This window comes from Acidovorax sp. (assembly GCF_046339755.1).
Lineage (GTDB): Bacteria > Pseudomonadota > Gammaproteobacteria > Burkholderiales > Burkholderiaceae_C > Acidovorax.
In genome coordinates, this window is the sequence record NZ_JBKDTZ010000155.1 from 1 (window position 1) to 20,753 (window position 20,753).

The following is a 20,753-nucleotide window of genomic DNA, read 5'->3' on the forward strand; positions in this document are numbered from 1 at the left end:
AAACCGCTCAGCGCTTTCAACCACCCCAACACACCACCAAGATCAACCGCCTTTCGGCAACCCGCTCTTGTCAGCGCAGCCTTAGATTGTATACCGAGTTTTCAGCATCTTTTCCAAAACTTCGAAGTTTTTGCAAACTTCTTTCTTCGAACCACCCAGACTTCCCAACAGGGTCCTCCGTGCAGCGAAGCCCTCGACTATAGCACTGTTTTGGGTGTTGAGACAAGAAGCGACGCACTTTCCCGCGAAAGTTGCTCTTCTCTTCAAGGTCATGGCCTCCTCTATATAGACACCGGTGCACGGGGGGCGCCCCGCCAAGGTGCCGTGGCCCCATTGCCACTGCAAAGCACCCTGCCACATGGAAAGTGTGCGCGCCCTCGATAATCCTCCCTCTATGGCACTTATCACTCTATTGGACGCCCAACTCGCATTCGGGCATGTTGCACTGCTGGACCACGCCGGCTTCTCCCTGGAGGCAAACGAACGCGTGGGGTTGATCGGGCGCAACGGCGCCGGCAAATCGTCCATGCTCAAGATCCTGGGCGGCATGGCCAAGCCCGACGACGGGTCGCTGCAGGTGCAGCAGGGCATCCGCATCGCCTTCGTGGCACAGGAGCCTTCGCTCGACCCCGAGGCCAGCATCTTCAAGGCGGCCTCCGAAGGCCTGCAGGCCGTGATCGCAGTGCGTGACCAGTACCTTTCGGGCGCCGAAGGGCTGGATCTGGATGCGCTGCAGTCCCAGATCGAGGCCTACGACGCCTGGAACTGGGAGCAGCGCGTGGAAGAGACGCTGCAGCGCCTGCACCTGGATCCGGACGCCATTGTCGGCACCCTGTCGGGCGGCACCAAGAAGCGCGTGGCACTGGCCCAGGCGCTGGTGGCGCGGCCCGATGTGCTGCTGCTCGACGAGCCGACCAACCACCTGGACCTCGATTCCATCGAATGGCTGGAAGATCTGCTGCTGGATTTCCCGGGCAGCGTGGTCACCATCACCCATGACCGGGCCTTCCTGGACCGTGTCGCCACCCGCATTGTGGAGCTGGACCGGGGCCAGCTGCGCTCCTACCCCGGCAACTTTGCCCAGTACCAGATCCAGAAGGAAGAACAGCTGGCGCAGGAGGCGGTGATTGCCGCCAAGGCGGACAAGCTGCTGGCCCAGGAAGAGGTGTGGATACGCAAGGGCGTGGAGGCCCGGCGCACGCGCAGCCAGAGCCGCATCACGCGCCTGGAGCACCTGCGTGCGCGCCGTGAGGCGCGCCGCGACGTGGTGGGCAGCGTGAAGATGGACGTGGCCACGGGCAGCGGCAATGGCTACCAAGGCAAGATCGTGGCCGAGCTCACAGGCGTGGGCAAGTCGTTCGGCGACCGGACCATCGTGAGCAATTTCACCGGGACCATCCTGCGCGGCGACAAGGTCGGCCTGATCGGCCCCAACGGTGCAGGCAAGACCACGCTGCTCAAGATGATCCTGGGCGAGCTGGCGCCGGATACGGGCACCATCCGCCAGGGTGCGAACCTGCAGGTGGCCTATTTCGACCAGATGCGCCATGCGGTGAACCTCGATGCGACGCTGGAGGACTTCATCAGCCCGGGCAGCGAGTGGATCGAGATCGGCAACCAGCGCAAGCACGTCAAGAGCTACCTGAGCGATTTCCTGTTCTCGCCGGCACGGGCGCACTCCCCCGTGCGCTCGCTTTCGGGCGGCGAGCGCAACCGCCTGCTGCTGGCGCGCCTGTTCGCCCGGCCCGCCAATGTGCTGGTGCTCGACGAACCGACCAACGACCTGGACATCGACACGCTGGACCTGCTGGAGGAACTGCTCGAGAACTACGACGGCACGGTGTTCCTCGTGAGCCATGACCGAACCTTCCTGGACAACGTGGTGACCAGCACCATCGCCTCCGAGGGCAATGGCCTGTGGCGCGAGTACGAAGGTGGCGTGCAGGACTGGCTGCTGCAGTCGCGCCGCAGCCGCGCTGCGGCCGCAGCAGTGGCCTCGGCCAAGCCTGCGGCATCTGCCAAGGAAGCAGCGGCGGCACCCGCCCCTGCGCCGGCCGCCCCCTCCAAGACCGAGCAGACCTCGCGCAAGAAGCTGTCGTACAAGGCGCCGCGCGAACTCGACACCCTGCCCGGGCACATCGAGGCGCTCGAAAAGGAGCAGGCGGAGCTGCAGGCGGAGCTGGCCGACGGCAGCATCTATTCCACCGACGGTGCGCGTGCCGCCAAGCTCACGGCCCGGTCGGCCGAGATCGATGAGGAACTGATGGCAGCCCTGGAGCGCTGGACGGCGCTGTCGGCCTGACCCACAACGCAGAAGCCGAAAACCGCATGGTGTCTAGTGTCCCGAGTTCGAAATTCGTTGAATGAATCTCCCGACAATCGCCGCCATGCGTCGCAAGCAAATGCTCGCCATGCCACCCGGCATGGCTGTGCTTTGCGCCTAGCCTGGCAGCGATTTCGGCAGATTTCTTTCTTCAACGAACTTCCAACCCAGGACACTCACGCGCAACCGGCACGAAGGCATACCCCAAGCCAGCGCCACCGTGGAACTGGCTTTGCCAGGCCACGGGTGGCGTCCCCTTGAGGGGGATGGCGCGAAGCGCCTCAGGGGGCTTCAGATTCTATGGTGCAGGCGGTCCGTGGCGCCGCGCAGGCGCGTGACCAGCGCCGGAGCGATCTGGCTGAGCGGCAGCACCTCGTCGGCCGCACCGTGGGCAATGGCCTCGCGCGGCATGCCGAAGACGATGCAGGTGGCCTCGTCCTGCACGTAGTTGTAGCTACCCGCGTCCTTCATCTCGCGCATGGCGGCCGCGCCGTCGTTGCCCATGCCGGTGAGCATGATGCCGAAGGCATTGCGCCCAACCACGGCGGCGCAGGATTTGAACAGTACTTCCACCGAAGGCTTGTGGCGGTTGACCGGCGGGCCATCGTCGACCACGGCGACATAGTTGGCGCCGCTGCGCGCCACATGGAACTGCGTGCCGCCCGGTGCGATGTAGGCATGGCCGGGCAGAATACGCTCGCCGTTCACGGCTTCCTTCACCGTGATCTGGCACAGGCCGTTGAGCCGCGCCGCGAAGCTGGTGGTGAAGCCCGGCGGCATGTGCTGGGTGATCACGAGGCCCGGCGAATCGGCAGGCATGTGCACCAGCACCTCCTTGATGGCTTCGGTGCCGCCGGGGCGGCCGTGCCGGAGCCGGACGCATGCGGTGCGGCCGAGGCCTCGCGCGGCGCGGCGCGGCGCACCTGGGCCACCGCGGCCACCCGGATCTTGTCCACGATCTGGCTGGCCAGGTCGTTGAGCCCGCTGGCCAGGCCCACCCGGGGCTTGGCCACGAAATCGATGGCCCCGAGTTCCAGGGCCTTCATGGTCACTTCGGCGCCGCGCTCGGTCAGCGTGGAGATCATCACCACCGGCATGGGCCGCAGGCGCATCAGCCGGCCCAGGAAGTCGATGCCATCCATGCGCGGCATGTCGACGTCCCGGGTGATCACGTCCGGGTTCATCTCCCGGATCATCTCGCGCGCCACCAAGGGGTCGTTGGCCGTGCCGATGCACTCCATGTCCCGCTGCCGGTTGATGATCTCCGACAGCAGACTGCGGACCAGCGCCGAATCGTCCACCACGATCACCCGGATTTTCCTGCTCATTGTTCGCTCAGGCTTTCTTCGTCTTCGTCAATCAATCAAAACAGGTCCACAGAACCACCCGAGGTGCTCTTGGCCACGGTCGCGGCATTTCCACGCACTTCCTGTTCGACCAGGGTCTCGGGATGTGCATGGGCCAGGCGCTTGACCATGGCCTTGCCGGTGACCGGGAAGAACACCACCTTGCGGGGGTAGATGTCCAGCACGTCTTCGGACACGATGGGGATGCGCTCCGTGTGCAGGTAGTTCAGCACGAAAGTGGTGTTGCGCTCGCCCACGTTCATGGTGGTGAAATTGTGCATCACCTGTGCGCCGCCAAAGATCTTGGCCTGCATGGTTTCGCGCCGAGCGCCCAGCTTGAGCATCTCGTTGATCAGCAATTCCATCGCATACGAGCCGTAGCGGCCCGAGGCATCGGCCAGGTCGCCGTCGGGCAGCATGAAGTGGTTCATGCCGCCGATGTGGGCCCGGCTGTCCCACAGGCAGGCTGCGATGCACGAGCCCAGCACGGTCATGATGACCATGCTTTCGTCGGCCACGAAATACTCGCCAGGCAGCACCTTCACGGCGTTGTGCTGGAAATGGTGGTCCAGGTAAAAGAAGGAGGCTTCGCCGGGCTTCCTGGACCGGGCCTTGAGCTCGTTCAGGGAGGACTCGCGCGGCGCGGCACTGGATGCGTAGATGTCCGCACTCAGCGGCGCGATGCGCGGAGCCCGCCGGCGCTCCGGAGCACCCGAGGCGGCACCGGGCGAGAAGGTGTTCGGCGTCAGGCCGGATTGGTTATTGGTCATGGGAGCGGCTTGGAACATGTTCCTACGAGCGAACAGAGGGGCGGGTCACCGGCGTTCATAGACCGTCTTGCCACGCAGGGTGAAGAGATCGCGGGATTCGCTGAAATTCTCCGCATGCCCCACGAACAGCATGCCACCGGGTTTGAGCACGCGGTGGATGCGCTCCAGCACCTTGCGCTGCGTTGGTGCATCGAAATAGATCATCACGTTGCGGCAGAAGACCACGTCGAAAGGGTCCTTGAAGGGCCAGTCGTCGCGGATGAGGTTCACGCTCATGAACTCGATCGCACGGCGCAGTTCAGGCTTGGCCCGCACCATGCCGTCGTTACCGCCCTTGCCCTTGAGGAAGAACTTCTGCAGCCGCTCCGGGCCCAGGCCCTTCAAGTTGTCGAGCCGGTAGACGCCCTGGCCCGCCGTGGCCAGCACCTTGGAGTCGATGTCGCTGGCCGTGAGCTTGAAGGAGGCATTGGCCCCCAGCGCCTCGAAGGCCGTCATGACGATGGAATAAGGCTCCTCCCCGGTGGAGGCCGCGTTGCACCACACCTTCCAGGGCGTGTTGGCCGGCTTGCTGCGCAGCAAGGTGGCGAAGATCTCGAAGTGGTGCTGTTCGCGGAAGAAGGCCGTGAGGTTGGTCGTGAGGGCATTGATGAACTCCTGCCACTCGGGACCGTCGTGCTTCTCCAGCCAGCTCAGGTAGTCATGGAAGCTGTTGTAGCCCGTGTCGCGCAGCCGGCGCGAGAGCCGGCTGTAGACCATGGCGTGCTTGCCGTCGTGCAGGCTGATGCCGGCGCGCTGGTAGATCAGCGACTGCACGCGTGCGAAGTCGGCGTTGGTCCATACGAACTCCCGCCCCTGCGCCAGCGGCCCCGATGGTGCGGGCGCGCTGGCAGCGGCTGCGGCGGCGGCACGCGCGCCGGCCGAGGAAGTACTGGTGGTCTGGGGCATCATTTTGATCATCCGCTCGGAAGTCCATTTCGCTCCAAAAGGCCTGCAGGCCCCTGCCTGCAGTTTGGCTTGCGGCCACCCACCTGGTTCCAGCCGGCTTCGTCAATCGGCCGCTGTCACCAATCCCATGTCCACGCTGGACATCAGCTTCTCGATGTCCAGCAGGATCAGCATGCGCTCACCCACCGAACCCAGCCCCAGGATGCAGCTGTTGTCGATGGCGCTTTCGATATCGGGCGCGGCGCGGATGCTCTCGGGCGTGAGTTCCATCACGTCGCTGACCGAGTCCACCACGATGCCCACCACGCGGTTGCGCAGGTTCAGGATGATGACCACCGTGAAGCTGTTGTAGTCCGCCTGCGCGCAGTTGAACTTCAGGCGCATGTCCACGATGGGCACGATGGTGCCGCGCAGGTTGGTCACGCCCTTGATGAACTCGGGCGCGTTGGCAATGCGCGTGGGCGGCTCGTAGCCGCGGATTTCCTGAACCTTCAGGATGTCGATGCCGTACTCTTCCTGGTCCAGCCGGAAGGTCAGGTATTCACGCGCTCCGGTCGGCGCGCTGTCGGCGGTCTTGCCCATCACACTCATGGTGAGTTCTCCTTGTTAGCGGTGACTTTGCATTCCATGAACGCATCGCACCCGAATCAGTGGCGGGCCCGGCGCACCAGGCCGCCCGTGTCCAGAATCAGTGCCACCGTGCCATCGCCCAGGATGGTGGCGCCCGAGACATTGGGCACCTTGCGGTAGTTGGTCTCCAGGTTCTTCACCACCACCTGGTGCTGGCCCAGGAGTTCATCGACCAGCAGCGCCACGCGGCTGCCGTCGGCCTCCACCACCACCATGATGTTGCTCGACTTGTTGAGGTCGAAGCGCGGCACCTGGAAGATCTTCTCCAGCGCGATCACGGGCATGTATTCCTCACGCACCTTGACCAGCTGCGAGCCCTGGGCCACCGTGCTGACATCGCCGGAATTGACCTGGAAGGACTCCACCACCGAGGACAGCGGCAGGATGTAGACCTCATCGCCCACACCCACCGACATGCCGTCCATGATGGCCAGCGTGAGCGGCAGGCGCACCGAGACCTTCATGCCGTAGCCTTCGGCGGAGTCCACCTCCACCGAGCCGTTCAGGGCCGCGATGTTGCGCTTGACCACGTCCATGCCCACGCCACGGCCCGACACGTCGGTGACCTCTTCGGCGGTGGAGAAGCCGGGCGCGAAGATCAGTTGCCAGACTTCGGCGTCGCTCATCTGATCGGAGACGTCGAGGCCGCGCTCCTGCGCCTTGCGCAGGATCTTCTCGCGCGACAGGCGGCGGCCGTCGTCGCGCACTTCGATGACGATGGAGCCGCCCTGGTGCGATGCCGACAGGGTGATGGTGCCCAATTCGGGCTTGCCCTTGGCCAGGCGCTCTGCGGGCATCTCGATGCCATGGTCGCAGCTGTTGCGCACCAGGTGGGTCAGCGGGTCGGTGATCTTCTCGACCAGGCCCTTGTCCAGCTCGGTGGCTTCGCCCAGCGTGACCAGCTCGACCTTCTTGCCCAGCTTGTTGGCCAGGTCGCGCAGCATGCGCGGGAAGCGGCTGAACACGATGGACATGGGGATCATGCGGATCGACATCACCGATTCCTGCAGATCGCGCGTATTGCGGTCCAGGTCGGCCAGGCCGGCCAGCAGTTGCTGGTAGGCGCCGGCGTCCAGGCCGCGGCTGTTCTGCGCCAGCATGGCCTGGGTGATCACGAGCTCGCCCACCAGGTTGATCAGCTGGTCGACCTTGTTGACGGCCACGCGGATCGTCGTGGACTCCATCTGGGCCTGGGTTGCCGCCTTGGGTTCGGCCGCAGCCACGGCCTTGGAGGCCGAGGGCTTGGCCGCCGCTGCGGGCACGGCGCTCGGAGCGCCAGGGGCATCCGAGAAGAAGCCATAGGACACTTCCGCACCACCCGATGGAGGCTCGCTCTCGTGCACCGCATGGTCGGGATCGATATCGGGCGCTGCGGGCGCTGCCGCTCCTGCAGGCGCTTCGTCACCGTCGCTGAAGCGCACCTGCTCCTTGGACACGTGGAACGCGAACAGGTCGAGCAGGTCGTCCGTGGACGAGGTGGTTTCCACCGCGAACAGGCGCACACCCGCCTGGGGGCTGGGCAGGTCGCTGATCGAGCCCAGGCCGGGAATGTCGCGGAACAGCTCCTTGATGGTGTCGGCCTGCTCGGCCCGCTCCAGCGGGCCGATGTGGATCTGCAGCTTGCGCAGCTGCCCAGGAACATGGGCCTTGAGGGCCGGCGCGGGGGCGGCAGCCACCGGTGCCGGCGCCGGCGCGGGGGCCGCAGCGGGGCCGTCTTCCGGCACCACGCCCGCGGCCAGCTCACTGATGCGCTTGACCAGCGAGGTGGTGGACACGGCCTCGCCCTGCCCGCCCGCCTGGTGGCGCGCCAGCAGGCTGCGCGATGCGTCGGCCGACTCCAGCAGCACATCGACCATTTGCGGGATGGGCTGCAGCTCGTGGCGGCGCAGCCGGTCCAGCAGGGATTCCATCTGGTGCGTCAGCTCGGCCACGTCGGAAAAGCCGAACGTGGCGGCCCCGCCCTTGATCGAATGCGCGCAGCGGAAGATGCCATTGAGCTCTTCGTCGTTCGCCGCGCTCAGGTCCAGGTCGAGCAGCATCTGCTCCATCTGGTCGAGGTTTTCGCCAGCCTCTTCAAAAAAGATCTGGTAGAACTGGCTCAGGTCAAAGTCAGCACCGCCGGCCCCTGATCCCTCTTGATAGCTTTCAGCCATAGTCGGCTCCTTTATACGTGGTGGCGCCCGTGCACCCGTTTCAACGGATCACCTTCTGGATGACTTCGATCAAGCGGTTGGGATCGAACGGCTTGACCAGCCAACCGGTGGCACCGGCCGAGCGTCCCGCCTGCTTCATCTGGTCACTCGATTCGGTGGTCAGGATCAGGATGGGGATGGTCTTGAACTTGGGGTGCTCGCGCAGCTTGCGGGTGAGGCCTATGCCATCGAGCCGGGGCATGTTCTGGTCGGCCAGCACCAGGTGGATGTCATGGCTTTCGGCCTTTTCCAGGGCATCTTGCCCGTCCACCGCCTCCACCACGTGGTATCCGGCACCGGTCAAGGTGAAGGACACCATTTTCCGCATGGACGGTGAATCATCTACGGCAAGTATCGATTGCATTTAGGACTCCAACTGACTTGAATATATAGGTGAACCAGCGATGCCAACTTCAGAATAGATCAATAGAACCGGCATCCATCTCGCTTTGCGTGACGGGATTGGGCCGGTCCGGCGCCATTTCGGCAAATGGCGCCGCCTCCTCGCCTTCCTCGTGCCCCATGGCCTCGGAGGCCAGCCGGAACGCACAGCCCTGCAGCACCTTGGTGGTGTGCCATATCAGCTGCGAGGCCATGTCCTGGAACTGCAGTTCCGTGACAGCACTGCGCAACGCAGCACGGGCGGCCTCGAGCTCGGGCGACTCCCCCACGAAGGCATCGTTCAGTACGGCATTGGCCTCGCCAAAGCGCTCCAGCAGGTTGTCCGTGGCATGGTTCAACAAGCCTTCCAGGCGGTGCAGGTCGTGCATGACGACCAGCAGCGAGTCCTGCAGTTCTGCTGCCACCATGACCGGAACCTGAACTGCCGGCCCAGTTGATGTTGATAGCGTAGATTGCATTGTTTCTCCATAGCAACAAGCAGACCAGGGTCCGGGCCACTATTACAGACGGGCCACGCTGGCAGACCCGCCAACCCTTGCAAAAACCCCGACATTGCGTTCTATTGGACGATAGCCTTCTTACCCACCCTACCGGGACAAACACCCGTTGTTTGTTCCAATTTGTATCCTATGATAGCGCTCATATGGTCATGACAGTAGCAGGCCAGCCCTTACGCCTCCTGCACCTGGAGGATTCGCTGGCAGACCATGTTCTGGCCAAGCTCACTTTGCAGCGCGCCAAGCTGCATTGCACCCTCCAGCAGGTCGACACCCTGCAGGAGTTCTGCACTCGCACCAGCAACGAGCCCTTCGATTTGATCCTTGCCGACTACAGACTGCAAGGATTCACTGCGCTCGATGCATGGGAGCATGTGGCTAAATTAGCAACACCTGTACCATTTGTGTTGCTGTCCGGGGCCATTGGTGAGGCTGCCGCCGTGGACGCCATGCGCCTGGGCTTCTCCGACTACCTGCTCAAGGACGACATTTCCCGCCTGCCGCATGTGGTCACGCGGGCCATCGAAGTGCACCAGGCACGCCAGGACCGCGAGCGCGCCGTGGCCGAGCTGGCCGCCTCCCAGCAGCGCCTGGCGGAACTCACCGAGCACCTGCAGACCTCGATCGAGCAGGAACGCGCGTCCATTGCCCGGGAGATCCACGACGACATCGGCGGCGCCCTCACGGCCGTGCGCATCGACATCGCCTGGATCGGGCGGCATGCGCAGGAGGCGGCCATGCAGGAGCATGTGGCCAGTGCCTCGGACATGCTGCAGCATGCCATCGGGGCCAGCCAGCGCATCATGATGAACCTGCGCCCACCCATACTTGAACAAGGGTTGGTGGCTGCCGTACAGTGGCTTGCGACCGGTTTCGAGCGCCGCAACGGCATACGCACCCAGGTGGCGACCAGCAGCGAAGTGATCGACGTGCCGGCCGACGTTCGCCTGGTGGCCTACCGCACCACCCAGGAGGCACTGACCAACGTGGCCAAGTACGCCCAGGCGGACAAGGTGAACATCGAACTGTCCGACCACGAAGGCGTGCTCACCGTGGAAATCGCCGATGATGGCAAGGGTTTCGAGATGGCAGGGCTGGCCGACAAACCCAAGGCCTTCGGCCTCAAGGGCCTGCACGAGCGGGCGCGCACGGTCGGTGGCTGGCTCGACGTGGGCAGCCAGCCCGGCAAGGGCACCTGCCTGACCCTTTCGGTCCCATTGGCTGCAGCGTCGCAGCCCAGCATTACAGGAGATGTCTGGTGATCAATGTCGTTCTGTGTGATGACCATGCCGTGCTCAGGCGCGGCATCCGCGACACGCTCAACGAAGCCACCGACATCAAGGTGACCGGCGAGGCCGGCGGCTATGCCGAACTACGCGAGGTGCTGCGCAGCGCCCCCTGCGACGTGCTGCTGCTCGACCTGAACATGCCCGGGCGTGGTGGGCTGGAGGTGCTGGCCACCCTGCGTGAAACCCATTCCACCATCAAGGTGCTGGTGGTCTCGATGTACCCCGAGGACCAGTACGCACTGCGCTGCCTCAAGGCGGGTGCGCAGGGCTATGCGAACAAGGCCTCCGACCCGGTGGAGCTGATCAACGCGGTGCGCGTGGTGATGCAGGGCCGCAAGTACCTGACGGCCGAAGTGGCGCAGATGCTGGCCGAAAGCCTGGCCCAGCCGGTGCTGGAGAGCCCGCATGCCACGCTGTCCGAGCGCGAGCTGCAGACGCTGATCAAGATCGCCTCGGGCCGGCGCCTGGCCGACATTGCCGAAGAGCTGATGCTCAGCCCCAAGACCGTGAGCGTGTACCGCTCGCGCGTGCTCGAAAAACTCAAGCTCTCCAACAACGCCGAACTCACCGTCTACGCCATCCGCAACGAGTTGGTGTAAAGCCCCCTGAGTCGCTTCGCGCCATCCCCCGAGGGGGACGCCACCCGTGGCCTGGCAAAGCCAGTTCCACGGTGGCACCGGCTTCGGGCATGCCCGCGTTGCCGCGGCGCCCCTTTGCAGCGGCCATTACCTCTGGCTGGAGAAGAGGTCGATGGACTGCTGCATCAAGGTGAGGATGGGCTGCTCCAGCATGGGCAGGGTGGCGGCGATGCCCAGCAGGCCCACGGTGAGCGTGACCGGAAAGCCGACCGCATAGATGTTCATCTGCGGCGCCACGCGCGAGATGATGCCCATGGCCAGGTTGACGAACAGCAGCAGCGCGATCATCGGCAGGGCGATCCACAGGGCGCTGGAGAACAGCGAGGTGCCCAGCTCATACAGCCGCATCTGGCCGATGGCCTGCAGGAAGTTGCCGTTCACGGGAAAGCGGTCGAAGCTCTTGACCACGGCCATGATGACCAGCAGGTGGCCGTTGATGACGATGAACAGCAGCGTGGCCATGTGGCCGAAGAAGCGCGCCACGGCGCTCACCTGGCCATAGCTGGCCGGGTCGAAGAAGGAGGCGAAGATCAGGCCCATCTGCAGGCCGATCATTTCACCGGCCAGCTCCACCGAGGCGAACACCAGGCGCACCGCAAATCCGATGGCCAGGCCCACCGCCACCTGCTGGGCCACGGCGCCCAGCGCTTCGCGCCCATTGATGTCGATCACCGGCGGGGTCGGCAGCACGGCCTGGGCGCACACGGCCACGAAGAAGGCCAGTCCGATCTTCACGCGCATGGGAATGGCGCGCATGGAAAACACCGGCGCCACCGAGAACATCGCCAGCACCCGGAGGAAGGGCCACAGGATGGGCGAGATCCAGGCGACGATCTGCGCCTCGGTGAAGGTGATCACGCAAGTACCGGCCGGGCGCTACCCGACCACCGAAGGAATCGCCTCGATGGTGCGGCGGATGAAATCGACCAGCGTGGTGATCATCCAGGGCCCGGCAATGGCGAACACCACCATCGCGGCAATCAGCTTGGGCACGAAGGCCAGCGTGGCTTCGTGGATCTGCGTCACGGCCTGGAAGATGCTCACCACCAGGCCCACGGCCATCACCACCCCGAGCACGGGCATGGCGATCATCAGCAGCAGCGTCAGGGCATCGCGCCCCATGGTCAATACCATTTGTGAAGTCATGGCAATCCTCCCTACGTCACGAAGCTTGCGGCGAGTGAACCGATCAGCAGGTTCCAGCCATCGGCGAGCACGAACAGCATGAGCTTGAACGGCAGCGCGACCAGCACGGGAGAGAGCATCATCATGCCCAGGGACATGAGGATGCTGGAGACCACCATATCGATCACCAGGAAGGGGATGAAGATCATGAACCCGATCTGGAACGCGGACTTGAGCTCGCTGGTCACGAAGGCCGGCACCAGCACCCGGAACGGCGCACTCTCGGCCGTCACCTCGGGCGCCAGCCGCGCCAGGCGCGCGAACAGCGCGAAGTCCGACTGCCGGGTCTGCTTGAGCATGAACTCGCGCATGGGCGCCTCGGCCCGGTCCACCGCCTGCTCGAAGGTGATGGCGTTGGTGGTGTAAGGCACGTAGGCTTCCTTGTGCACGCGGTCAAAGGTCGGCCCCATGACGAAGAAGGTCAGGAACAGCGACAGCCCGATGATCACCTGGTTGGGCGGGGCCGACTGGGTTCCGATGGCCTGGCGCAGCAGCGACAGCACGATGACGATGCGCGTGAACCCCGTCATCAGCAGCAGGATGGCGGGCAGGAACGACAGCGCCGTGAAGAACAGCAGCGTCTGGATCGGCACCGAGTAGCTCGACCCGCCGCTTCCGGAGCCTATCAGCACGGGCAGCGTTCCCGGCGCCGAAGGCGGCGTGGCGCCCGTCTGTGCCAACGCCGGCACCTGCCAGGCGAGCAGCGCGAACGCGGCCAGCGCAGCGAACCAAGCGGTGCGTGGCGGCAATGCGGGGCGCGGCGAATCAGACATGCGGCTCCTTGCGTGCCCCGGCGGCCGCCATTTCGCGCGCAAAGGCGGAGGCATCCGGCACCACCACCGCCGGCAAGGCGGCCGGGGTACCGACGGCCGATGGAACGGCCAGCACATGCAGGCAACTGACATTCTGTGCCGTGACACCGAGCACCAGCCAGGTGCGCGCACCCTCGGGGCCCACCTCCACGGTGACCACCCGCTGCTGCGGCCCCACGGCCACTGCCGACAGCACGCGCGATGCCGCCCCGGCCGGCATGCCGGTCGCCGCATGGTGCTGCTGCAGGCGCTTGATGAGCCAGGGCAGGCAGGCCATGGCCCCCACGAACAGAATGACGATGACCAGGGTCTGGGTCATCCCCATGGCATTGCCCCCATCACCCACGGCTCACGCGCCGCAGACGCTCCGAAGGCGTCACCACGTCCGTCAGGCGGATACCGAACTTGTCGTTCACCACCACCACCTCGCCCTGGGCGATCAGGTAGCCGTTGACGAGCACGTCCATGGGCTCGCCGGCCAGCGCATCGAGTTCGACGACCGAGCCCTGCGCCAATTGCAGGATGTACTTGATCGGCACCTTGGTGCGGCCCAGCTCCACGGACAGCTGGACGGGAATGTCCAGCACCATGTTGATGTCGTTGACGGTGCCATCGCTGTTGCTCGACGATGACGGGCGCACCGGATCGCCGGTCAGGGGGCCGCCCTGCTCCGCATCGCCGGGCTTGTCGTCCGAGGCTTTCTGCTCTTCGAGCGCCTCGGCCCAGCCCGCAAACGGGTCTTCGGCCGCGCCGTCCTTGTTGTTGTCGTCTTCAGTTGACATCTTTTTCTCCCAGCCAGCTCATGTCCGAAGTGCGCAGGCACTCTTCGATGCGGATGGCATATTTCGAATTGTGGGTGCCATACTGGCACTCGAAGATGGGAACACCGCCGATCGACGCGCGGATGCGCGGCTCCCGGTCGAGCTCGATGAAATCACCGGGCTTCATCGCCAGCAGTTGCTCCACCGTGGCATCGGCCTTGGCCAGCTCGGCCACCAGCACCACTTCGGCGGCCTGGATCTCGCGCGTGAGCACCCGCACCCAGCGCCGGTCCACCTCGATGGAGTCGCCCTGCGTCGAGGAGTAGAGCACATCGCGGATAGGCTCCAGCGTGGCGTAGGGCATGCAGATGTGGATGGCGCCCGAAAGGTCGCCGATTTCCAGCTGGAACGCGGTGGACACCACGATTTCGCTGGGCGTGGCGATGTTGGCAAACTGCGGCTGCATTTCCGAGCGCTGGTAGTCGAGCTCCAGCGGGTAGATGCCCTGCCAGGCCTTCTTGTATTCGGCGCAGATCACATCGACCAGCCGGTTGATCACGCGCTGCTCGGTGGGCGAGAAATCGCGCCCTTCGATGCGCGTCTGGAACTTGCCCACCCCGCCGTACAGCGTGTCGATGATGCCGAACACCAGGGACGGTTCGCAGACGATCAGTCCGCTGCCGCGCAGCGGGCGGATGGCCACGATGTTGAAGTTGGTCGGCACGGCCAGCTCGCGCAGGAAGGCGCTGTAGCGCTGCACCGACACGGTGCCCACCGAGATCTCGGGGCTGCGGCGGATGAAGTTGAACAGGCCGATGCGGAAATTGCGCGCAAACCGCTCGTTGACGATTTCCATCGTCGGCATGCGGCCGCGGACGATGCGCTCCTGGCTCGAGATGTCGTAGTTGCGTACGGACCCCGACTCGGCCACTTCCTCGACGGACTTCTGGCTCTCGCCCGTGACGCCTTCGAGAAGGGCATCAACCTCTTCCTGCGATAGGAATGAATCACTCATGGCAGGATTGTCCTTGCGTCACTGGATGATGAAGCTGGAGAAAAGAATGCCTTGCACCGGATTTCTCGGCGGCTTGCGCACCGGGCGGTCCTCTTCATCCTCTTCCTCCGAGGCAGCACGCTTGGGACGGTCGCGCGGCACGGTGAAGCCGAGCGGGCGCGACACTTCGCGCAGGATGTCCTTGGCCAGCTTTTCCTTGCCCTCGCGGACCAGCAGCTCCCCGGAAGTGCGCTGCGAGACCAGCAGCAGCACGCTGCTGCGGATGGAAGGCAGGTAGAGTTTGATCTGCTCGGCCGTCTTGGCATCGGCGACCTCGACGGTGATGCCGATCTGCGCGAACCGGTCGCCGCCCGGGTCGGCCAGATTGACCACCATGTTCTCAAGCGGCAGGAACGTAGGGGGTACCTTGGCGGCCGGGTGGGCCGGCTCCGCTGCGGCGCTCTCCTCTTCGCCCTCGGCAGGCTTTTTCTTGCCCATGAAGAAGAAAGCGCCCGCACCTGCGATGGCCAGCACGAGCACCAGCGCGACCACGATGATCAGCATCTTCTTGCTTTTGGGCTTCTCCTTGGCCGGAGCGGCAGCGTTGGCAGACACGTGGCAGGGTCCTTAGGTGGGATTCGGTGGTGGCATCGCGCCAAAGACGGCGTCTTGCCAGCAGACGCTTCACATTGTGGCGCAGCTGCCATCCCAATAATAGCCAGAATACACCCACGAACAGGGTGCTGACGTCGGCAATCTCGGCGCCAGGCAGCAACCCCGTTACACGAAGACGTCCACGGCGCCGTTGCGCGCGCTGCTTGCCGCCAGCCGCTGGCTGACATCCGTGGGGCCCGCCACCAGCACCTGGGCCTGCTGCCCATCACCCGAACGGTCGCGCTGCTGCCCGCCATCGCCCGCCATGGCGTTCTGGCCTGCCGAGGTGCCCACCGTCATGCCCGACAGGACCAGGCCCTCGCCGCGCAGCAGCTCACTGAGCTGCGCCATGCTCTGGTCCAGCATCTCGCGCGTGTGCTCCTGGTCGCTGCGGAAGGTGACATGGGCCTCGTTGCCGGACAGGGCCACGCTCACGGCCAGGGGCTGGCCGTCGCGGTTCAGGGTCAGCTCGGCGTTCTGGGTCTTCTGGTTGGCCCAGTAGGTGACCTGCTCGGCCAGCAGCTCTTCGGCACCGGTCTGTGCCAGTTCATCGAAGCCCGGGGTGTTCGACGTACCGTCCACCGAGAAGCTGGGATCGGCACCACCCTCGCCCAGGCCGCCCGATCCGCCATGCCGGGGCGACTCGCCGCCGCCCGCATCCGCGCTGCGCGCACCGGGAGCTGCCACGGCCGCCGATGGATCCGTATTGGCCAGCAGGGCTGCGTCCATCCCGGTGGTGGTGCCGCCTTCGCCCGCCGCACGGTGCAGGCCCGGGCCGGGCTCGCGCACGGTGGTGGCCACAGCGCTGGCCAAGGTCGACAGATCGGCCGTGGAGGCGGCCACCTGCTTGGCATCGCTGCCCACGGCGCGCGCCGACACGGCGCCCACGCCTCCCGCCGCGCCCAGGCCCGCATCGCTGGCACCGCGCTGCAGGGCTGCGCTGTGCATGCGCGAGAACTGGCGCCCGAAACCCAGTGTGGCCGTGGCCGGCTGCGACGCATCCTGGAGACCGCCATCCAGCGCCGCGGTCTGCGACACCAAGCCATCGGCCGCCGGCAGGCCCTGGCCGGCCATAAGCGGCCCGGCAAGGGCCTGGGCAGCGCCGGCCGAATCGGCCAGCAGGCCTGCGCCCCGCGCCACGCCGGTCTGGCCCAGCAGGCTGACGGTGCTCATGCCCTCTGCGCCCGCTGTGTTGTCGCCGCCCTGTGCCGCCAGGCCCCTCCATTGCTGGGCCGCGCTGTCGCCCGCGACCAGCGCCTGCCAGCCGACCAGGGCCGAGGGATCGACGGCGGTGCTGGAGGCATCGGCAGCACCGGGAGCCGCTGCCAGCGGATCGCCCCCTTCGGCGAACTCCGGGTCCTGCGCGGCCAGCAGTGCCAGAAAGCTGTCTGGCTGCGCTGCCGCCCCGGCGCCATCGTCCGTGATGCCCTTTTGCTGCGCATGGGCGCGCGTGCGGGCGGTCTGCTGGGAAGACTGCGTTCCCTGGTTGCTGGATATACGTGCCTGTTCCATGGTCAATTCTCCTGCCCTATCGGTCCTGAACCCTGCGGCTGTACTGCATCGCCGCGCGTTCATCGGTTTGTTTCTGCTCCATGCGGGCCTGGGCCTGCTCCAGCTCGCGCCGCCGCTGATCGACCACCTTGCGCAGGCTGGCCAGGCGGCGCTCGGCCTCCACCAGTCCGCGGCGTGCGTTCTCGACCCGCGCCGCCTGGTCGCCCACCACGCCGGTCTGCAGGCCCGCCGCATGCCCCAGCCGGTCCATGAACTGGTAGTGGTGGTACATCACCTCGGGCTGCACGCGCGTGTCGGCCTGCAGGCCCCAGCGCTGCTCCGTCTCGCGCGCATAGTCCTGCAGCTGGTTGAGCTGGGCCTGGGCCGCCTGCTGCACGGCCAGGGCCTCCTGCAGCACGTGGCGTGCCTCGTCGCGCTTGCGCGAGGCGATCTCCACGGCGACGGTGAGGGCACTGAGGACGGACATGGAGCAGCCTTGGAATGTTGCTTACTGGTCGAGCACGGACGCCATGGCGTTCACGCTCTGGTCCATGGTGGACGCCTCGAACATGTCCTGCTGCAGGAAGGCCGCCATCTGCGGCTGCAGGTGGATGGCTTCGTCCAGCGCCGGGTCGGAGCCGCTCATGTAGGCCCCCACCTGCACCAGGTCGCGGCTCTTCTGGTAGCGCGAGTACACGGCGCGAAAGCGCCGCGCCACGTCGAAATGGCCGCGCGAGACCACGTTGTGCATCACGCGCGATGCCGACTGCTCGATGTCGATGGCCGGGAAGTGTCCCGACTCGGCCAGCGAGCGCGACAGCACGATGTGCCCGTCCAGGATGGCGCGCGCGGCGTCGGCGATCGGGTCCTGCTGGTCATCGCCCTCCGACAGCACCGTGTAGAACGCCGTGATGGAGCCCACGCCGTGCAGGCCGTTGCCGCTGCGCTCCACCAGCGCCGGCAGCTTGGCAAAGCACGATGGCGGGTAGCCCTTGGTGGCCGGCGGCTCGCCGATGGCCAGCGCGATCTCGCGCTGTGCCATGGCGTAGCGGGTCAGCGAATCCATGAGCAGCAGCACGTGCTTGCCCTTGTCGCGGAAATGCTCGGCCACCGCGGTGGCATACGCGGCACCCTGCATGCGCAGCAGCGGGGGCGCATCGGCCGGCGCCGCCACCACCACCGAGCGGGCCCGGCCGTCCGCACCCAGGATGTCTTCCACGAATTCCTTGACCTCGCGGCCCCGCTCGCCGATGAGGCCGACCACGATCACGTCGGCACGGGTGTAGCGCGCCATCATGCCCAGCAGCACGCTCTTGCCCACGCCCGAGCCGGCGAACAGGCCCAGCCGCTGGCCGCGCCCCACGGTCAGCAGCGCATTGATGGCGCGCACGCCGGTGTCCAGCGGCAGGCGCACCGGATCCCGGTCCATGGCATTGATCTGGCGCCGGTCCATGGGCTCGGAGACCACGTCCTGCACCGGGCCGCCATGGTCCAGCGGCAGGCCCTGCGGATCGACCACCCGCCCGAGCAGGCCGTCCCCCATGGGCAGGCGCAGCACGCCGGCCTTCTGGGACGGCCGGGAGGCTTCGCCCAGGCGCGGGCTGGCCACGTAGGGGGCGGCAGGCACCACGCTGGCGCCGCTGGACAGGCCGTGGATGTCGCCCGCCGGCATCAGAAAGGCCCGGTCGGCCGAGAATCCGACCACTTCGGCCAGCACCGGCGTGTGGCCTGGCATCTGCACCATGCACTGCGAACCCACGGGCACGCGGATGCCGGAGGCCTGCAGCACCAGGCCGGTCAGCTTGGTCAGGGTGCCGCGCGTCTCCAGCGGCGCGCGGTTGCGCACACGCTCACGCGCATCGTCCATGAACTGCGTCCAGGCGTTGGAGGCGGGGGCATCAACGCTCATCGCCGCTCTCCTGCCAGGGCGACTCCAGCCCCAGCGAGGCGATGGCACGTTCCCAGCGCTTGTCCACGCTGCCATCGACCACCGTGCCGCCCGATTCGACCAGGCAGCCCCCCGCCGGCACGGCCGCATCGGCCACCCACTGGATGGCCGCTCCCAGTTCTTCGCGCAGCGGCTGCTCCACGGCGCCCATGTCCGCCGGATTGAGGCGCACCATGGCAGGACGCCCTTCGGCCACGAGCATGCCCACCGCTTCGCGGACCACGGGCTCCAGCACATCGGGGCTGACCGACAGCTCCCGGCGCACGACTTCTCGGGCAATGTCGCAGGCCAGCGCCAGCACGTCCTGGGCCATGCGCTGCTGCATGGCGGCCAGCGACTCCTCCAGGGACTTCACGACCCCGGCGATGCTCTGGGACATCTCCTGCGCCTGGCCCGCCACATAGTCGTCCATGCGCTGCTGCCATTCGAGCGCCGTGTCGGACTGGCCTTGCGCCAGGCCTTGGGCAAAGGCCGCGTCGCAGGCCTGCTGCACCAGGGCCAGTTGTGCGGCTTCCACCTCCGCGGGGTCGGGTGGCGGCGGCTCCGGCTCGGGCAGGACTTCCGGTTCGGGCTCGTCGGGCTCGGAGCCGTCCACGGCGCCGAACTTCCACTGCGTGACCACCCCCACCTCTTCGCTGGGGATGAAGCGCGAGTACGAGCGCTGGCTAGACGAAGGCATCGTCACCACCAGCCGAGATCACGATCTGCCCTTCATCGGAAAGGCGCCGCACCGTCTTGAGGATTTCCTTCTGCTGCGCTTCGACTTCGGACAGCCGCATGGGACCGCGCGACTCGAGGTCGTCGCGCAGCGCCTCGGCGGCACGCGAGGACATGTTGGACAGGAATTTCTCGCGCAACTCGGGCACGGCGCCCTTGAGTGCGACGATGAGCGTCTCGGACGCCACTTCCTTGAGCACGGTCTGGATGGCCTTGTCGTCGAGCTTGAGCACGTCTTCGAAGACGAACATCTTGTCCATGATCTTCTGCGCCAGATCGGGATCGTAGCCGCGGATGGACTCGATCACCACGCTGTCCATGTTGGAGCCCAGCAGGTTGATGATCTCGGCCGCCGCCTTGACGCCGCCCAGCGAGCTCTTGCGAATCTTGTCGCCGCCGGCCAACACCTTGAACAGCACCTCGTTGAGATCCTTGAGCGCCGTCGGCTGTATGCCTTCGAGCGTGGCCACGCGCAGCAGGATCTCGCTGCGCTGGCGGTCGGTCAGGTGCATCAGGATGCCCGAGGCCTGCTCGCTGTCCAGGTGCACCAGGCTGGCCGCGACGATCTGCGGGTGCTCGTTGCGCAACAGTTCGGCCACCGAAAGCGGGTCCATCCACTTGAGGCTTTCGATGCCCGAGACGTCGCCGCCCTGCAGGATGCGGTCGATCAGCAGCGAGGCCTTGTCGTCCCCCAGGGCGCGCTTGAGCACGGCGCGCACGTAGTTGCCGGTGTCCGACACCAGCAGGCTCTGCGCGGCCGCGGCGTCGGCAAAGCGGTTGATCACGCTGTCCACCTTCTCGCGCGACACCGATTTCATGCGCGCGATGGTCTCGCCCAGCTTCTGCACCTCCTTGGGCGAGAGGTGCTTGAACACCTCGGCGGCTTCCTCCTCGCCGAGGGACATCAGCATGATGGCTGCGTCGTGTAGGCCTTGGTCATCCATGGGGTTTCAAGCGTGAGCGGATACGATGGGATCAGGCATTTTCGCCATTCACCCAGGATTTGAGAATGTTGGCGACGGCCACAGGGTTTTCCTTGGCCAGCACGCGCGCCTCTTCCAGGCGCAACTGCTCTGGCGTGGCCACCACATTCTCGTCCTTCTTGCCCGGGCCTGGCAAAGCCGGGCGGTCGGGTTGCTCGGCCTCGATGGCATCGAGC

Annotated in this window: 22 protein-coding genes and 2 pseudogenes; 3 read left to right on the forward strand and 21 right to left on the reverse strand. The window is 66.0% G+C overall.

Annotated elements, in window-relative coordinates; all coding sequences use genetic code 11:
- Positions 1-394 precede the first annotated feature (394 nt).
- Positions 395-2,302, forward strand: a complete 1,908-nt coding sequence (locus tag ACK59X_RS13140) for an ATP-binding cassette domain-containing protein (RefSeq protein ID WP_409957768.1) — start codon at positions 395-397, stop codon at positions 2,300-2,302.
- A 312-nt stretch (positions 2,303-2,614) separates the two neighbouring features.
- On the opposite strand, the pseudogene ACK59X_RS13145 reads toward ACK59X_RS13140, so the two are convergent.
- The 8 genes and pseudogenes from ACK59X_RS13145 to ACK59X_RS13180 all read right to left on the reverse strand — a co-directional run bounded on the left by ACK59X_RS13145 (position 2,615) and on the right by ACK59X_RS13180 (position 9,449).
- Positions 2,615-3,651: pseudogene (locus tag ACK59X_RS13145) on the reverse strand (chemotaxis response regulator protein-glutamate methylesterase).
- Between the two features lie 35 nt (positions 3,652-3,686).
- Positions 3,687-4,439, reverse strand: coding sequence for a chemoreceptor glutamine deamidase CheD (cheD, locus tag ACK59X_RS13150; protein ID WP_409957769.1), 753 nt, complete (start codon positions 4,437-4,439; stop codon positions 3,687-3,689).
- Between the two features lie 45 nt (positions 4,440-4,484).
- Positions 4,485-5,384, reverse strand: a complete 900-nt coding sequence (locus ACK59X_RS13155) for a CheR family methyltransferase (RefSeq protein ID WP_409957770.1) — start codon at positions 5,382-5,384, stop codon at positions 4,485-4,487.
- Between the two features lie 102 nt (positions 5,385-5,486).
- The gene (locus tag ACK59X_RS13160) at positions 5,487-5,975 is read right to left on the reverse strand and encodes a chemotaxis protein CheW (protein WP_409957771.1); all 489 of its coding nucleotides are present in this window, start codon (positions 5,973-5,975) and stop codon (positions 5,487-5,489) included.
- A gap of 56 nt (positions 5,976-6,031) precedes the next feature.
- Positions 6,032-8,167 carry a chemotaxis protein CheW gene (locus ACK59X_RS13165; protein WP_409957772.1) on the reverse strand — a complete coding sequence of 712 codons (2,136 nt, stop codon included), beginning with the start codon at positions 8,165-8,167 and terminating at the stop codon, positions 6,032-6,034.
- 40 nt (positions 8,168-8,207) lie between these two features.
- Positions 8,208-8,570 carry a response regulator gene (locus ACK59X_RS13170; RefSeq protein WP_007853722.1) on the reverse strand — a complete coding sequence of 121 codons (363 nt, stop codon included), beginning with the start codon at positions 8,568-8,570 and terminating at the stop codon, positions 8,208-8,210.
- 49 nt (positions 8,571-8,619) lie between these two features.
- The gene (locus ACK59X_RS13175) at positions 8,620-9,066 is read right to left on the reverse strand and encodes a hypothetical protein (RefSeq protein WP_409957773.1); all 447 of its coding nucleotides are present in this window, start codon (positions 9,064-9,066) and stop codon (positions 8,620-8,622) included.
- Between the two features lie 212 nt (positions 9,067-9,278).
- Positions 9,279-9,449: a hypothetical protein gene (locus ACK59X_RS13180; protein WP_409957788.1), complete on the reverse strand. Its 171-nt coding sequence runs from the start codon at positions 9,447-9,449 to the stop codon at positions 9,279-9,281.
- Here ACK59X_RS13180 and ACK59X_RS13185 point away from each other — a divergent pair.
- Together ACK59X_RS13185 and ACK59X_RS13190 are read left to right on the forward strand one after the other, a co-directional pair.
- Entirely contained in the window at positions 9,381-10,367 is a 987-nt protein-coding gene (locus ACK59X_RS13185; RefSeq protein ID WP_409957786.1) for an ATP-binding protein, read from the forward strand. The genes ACK59X_RS13180 and ACK59X_RS13185 overlap by 69 nt on opposite strands.
- Positions 10,364-10,993: a response regulator gene (locus tag ACK59X_RS13190; RefSeq protein WP_409957774.1), complete on the forward strand. Its 630-nt coding sequence runs from the start codon at positions 10,364-10,366 to the stop codon at positions 10,991-10,993. The genes ACK59X_RS13185 and ACK59X_RS13190 overlap by 4 nt, the downstream gene beginning before the upstream one ends.
- Positions 10,994-11,119: 126 nt before the next feature.
- Here ACK59X_RS13190 and fliR read toward each other — a convergent pair whose 3' ends face one another.
- The 13 genes and pseudogenes from fliR to ACK59X_RS13255 form a co-directional block, all read right to left on the reverse strand.
- The gene (gene fliR / locus ACK59X_RS13195) at positions 11,120-11,890 is read right to left on the reverse strand and encodes a flagellar biosynthetic protein FliR (RefSeq protein WP_409957775.1); all 771 of its coding nucleotides are present in this window, start codon (positions 11,888-11,890) and stop codon (positions 11,120-11,122) included.
- Between the two features lie 18 nt (positions 11,891-11,908).
- A complete protein-coding gene (fliQ, locus tag ACK59X_RS13200; protein ID WP_409957776.1) occupies positions 11,909-12,178 on the reverse strand; it encodes a flagellar biosynthesis protein FliQ in 270 nt (89 codons plus the stop codon).
- Positions 12,179-12,189: 11 nt separating this feature from the next.
- Positions 12,190-12,990 carry a flagellar type III secretion system pore protein FliP gene (gene fliP, locus ACK59X_RS13205; protein WP_409957777.1) on the reverse strand — a complete coding sequence of 267 codons (801 nt, stop codon included), beginning with the start codon at positions 12,988-12,990 and terminating at the stop codon, positions 12,190-12,192.
- Complete coding sequence (locus ACK59X_RS13210; RefSeq protein ID WP_409957778.1) at positions 12,983-13,348, reverse strand: FliO/MopB family protein; 366 nt, start codon at positions 13,346-13,348, stop codon at positions 12,983-12,985. The genes fliP and ACK59X_RS13210 overlap by 8 nt, the downstream gene beginning before the upstream one ends.
- Positions 13,349-13,367: 19 nt before the next feature.
- The gene (gene fliN / locus ACK59X_RS13215) at positions 13,368-13,811 is read right to left on the reverse strand and encodes a flagellar motor switch protein FliN (protein WP_409957779.1); all 444 of its coding nucleotides are present in this window, start codon (positions 13,809-13,811) and stop codon (positions 13,368-13,370) included.
- Positions 13,801-14,805, reverse strand: coding sequence for a flagellar motor switch protein FliM (fliM, locus tag ACK59X_RS13220; RefSeq protein WP_409957780.1), 1,005 nt, complete (start codon positions 14,803-14,805; stop codon positions 13,801-13,803). The genes fliN and fliM overlap by 11 nt, the downstream gene beginning before the upstream one ends.
- A gap of 18 nt (positions 14,806-14,823) precedes the next feature.
- Entirely contained in the window at positions 14,824-15,399 is a 576-nt protein-coding gene (fliL, locus tag ACK59X_RS13225) for a flagellar basal body-associated protein FliL (protein ID WP_409957781.1), read from the reverse strand.
- Positions 15,400-15,564: 165 nt separating this feature from the next.
- A complete protein-coding gene (locus ACK59X_RS13230) occupies positions 15,565-16,950 on the reverse strand; it encodes a flagellar hook-length control protein FliK (RefSeq protein WP_409957782.1) in 1,386 nt (461 codons plus the stop codon).
- 16 nt (positions 16,951-16,966) lie between these two features.
- Positions 16,967-17,416 (reverse strand): flagellar export protein FliJ, encoded by a 450-nt coding sequence (fliJ, locus tag ACK59X_RS13235; protein WP_409957783.1) that lies wholly within the window; start codon positions 17,414-17,416, stop codon positions 16,967-16,969.
- 21 nt (positions 17,417-17,437) lie between these two features.
- Complete coding sequence (gene fliI / locus ACK59X_RS13240; protein WP_409957787.1) at positions 17,438-18,796, reverse strand: flagellar protein export ATPase FliI; 1,359 nt, start codon at positions 18,794-18,796, stop codon at positions 17,438-17,440.
- Between the two features lie 31 nt (positions 18,797-18,827).
- Complete coding sequence (locus tag ACK59X_RS13245; protein ID WP_409957784.1) at positions 18,828-19,556, reverse strand: FliH/SctL family protein; 729 nt, start codon at positions 19,554-19,556, stop codon at positions 18,828-18,830.
- Entirely contained in the window at positions 19,543-20,538 is a 996-nt protein-coding gene (gene fliG, locus ACK59X_RS13250; RefSeq protein ID WP_409957785.1) for a flagellar motor switch protein FliG, read from the reverse strand. Before fliG ends, ACK59X_RS13245 begins: the two co-directional genes overlap by 14 nt.
- Before the next feature lie 31 nt (positions 20,539-20,569).
- A pseudogene (locus ACK59X_RS13255) lies at positions 20,570-20,753 on the reverse strand (flagellar basal body M-ring protein FliF); the annotation flags it as partial.

Excerpts from the sequence above, each read along its gene's own strand:
- ACK59X_RS13140 (WP_409957768.1), top strand. The coding sequence starts at position 395 with ATGGCACTTATCACTCTATTGGACGCCCAACTCGCATTCGGGCATGTT.
- cheD (WP_409957769.1), bottom strand. The coding sequence starts at position 4,439 with ATGACCAATAACCAATCCGGCCTGACGCCGAACACCTTCTCGCCCGGT.
- ACK59X_RS13155 (WP_409957770.1), bottom strand. The coding sequence starts at position 5,384 with ATGCCCCAGACCACCAGTACTTCCTCGGCCGGCGCGCGTGCCGCCGCC.
- ACK59X_RS13160 (WP_409957771.1), bottom strand. The coding sequence starts at position 5,975 with ATGAGTGTGATGGGCAAGACCGCCGACAGCGCGCCGACCGGAGCGCGT.
- ACK59X_RS13165 (WP_409957772.1), bottom strand. The coding sequence starts at position 8,167 with ATGGCTGAAAGCTATCAAGAGGGATCAGGGGCCGGCGGTGCTGACTTT.
- ACK59X_RS13170 (WP_007853722.1), bottom strand. The coding sequence starts at position 8,570 with ATGCAATCGATACTTGCCGTAGATGATTCACCGTCCATGCGGAAAATG.
- ACK59X_RS13175 (WP_409957773.1), bottom strand. The coding sequence starts at position 9,066 with ATGCAATCTACGCTATCAACATCAACTGGGCCGGCAGTTCAGGTTCCG.
- fliQ (WP_409957776.1), bottom strand. The coding sequence starts at position 12,178 with ATGACTTCACAAATGGTATTGACCATGGGGCGCGATGCCCTGACGCTG.
- fliP (WP_409957777.1), bottom strand. The coding sequence starts at position 12,990 with ATGTCTGATTCGCCGCGCCCCGCATTGCCGCCACGCACCGCTTGGTTC.
- ACK59X_RS13210 (WP_409957778.1), bottom strand. The coding sequence starts at position 13,348 with ATGACCCAGACCCTGGTCATCGTCATTCTGTTCGTGGGGGCCATGGCC.
- fliN (WP_409957779.1), bottom strand. The coding sequence starts at position 13,811 with ATGTCAACTGAAGACGACAACAACAAGGACGGCGCGGCCGAAGACCCG.
- fliM (WP_409957780.1), bottom strand. The coding sequence starts at position 14,805 with ATGAGTGATTCATTCCTATCGCAGGAAGAGGTTGATGCCCTTCTCGAA.
- ACK59X_RS13230 (WP_409957782.1), bottom strand. The coding sequence starts at position 16,950 with ATGGAACAGGCACGTATATCCAGCAACCAGGGAACGCAGTCTTCCCAG.
- fliJ (WP_409957783.1), bottom strand. The coding sequence starts at position 17,416 with ATGTCCGTCCTCAGTGCCCTCACCGTCGCCGTGGAGATCGCCTCGCGC.
- fliI (WP_409957787.1), bottom strand. The coding sequence starts at position 18,796 with ATGGACGATGCGCGTGAGCGTGTGCGCAACCGCGCGCCGCTGGAGACG.
- ACK59X_RS13245 (WP_409957784.1), bottom strand. The coding sequence starts at position 19,556 with ATGCCTTCGTCTAGCCAGCGCTCGTACTCGCGCTTCATCCCCAGCGAA.
- fliG (WP_409957785.1), bottom strand. The coding sequence starts at position 20,538 with ATGGATGACCAAGGCCTACACGACGCAGCCATCATGCTGATGTCCCTC.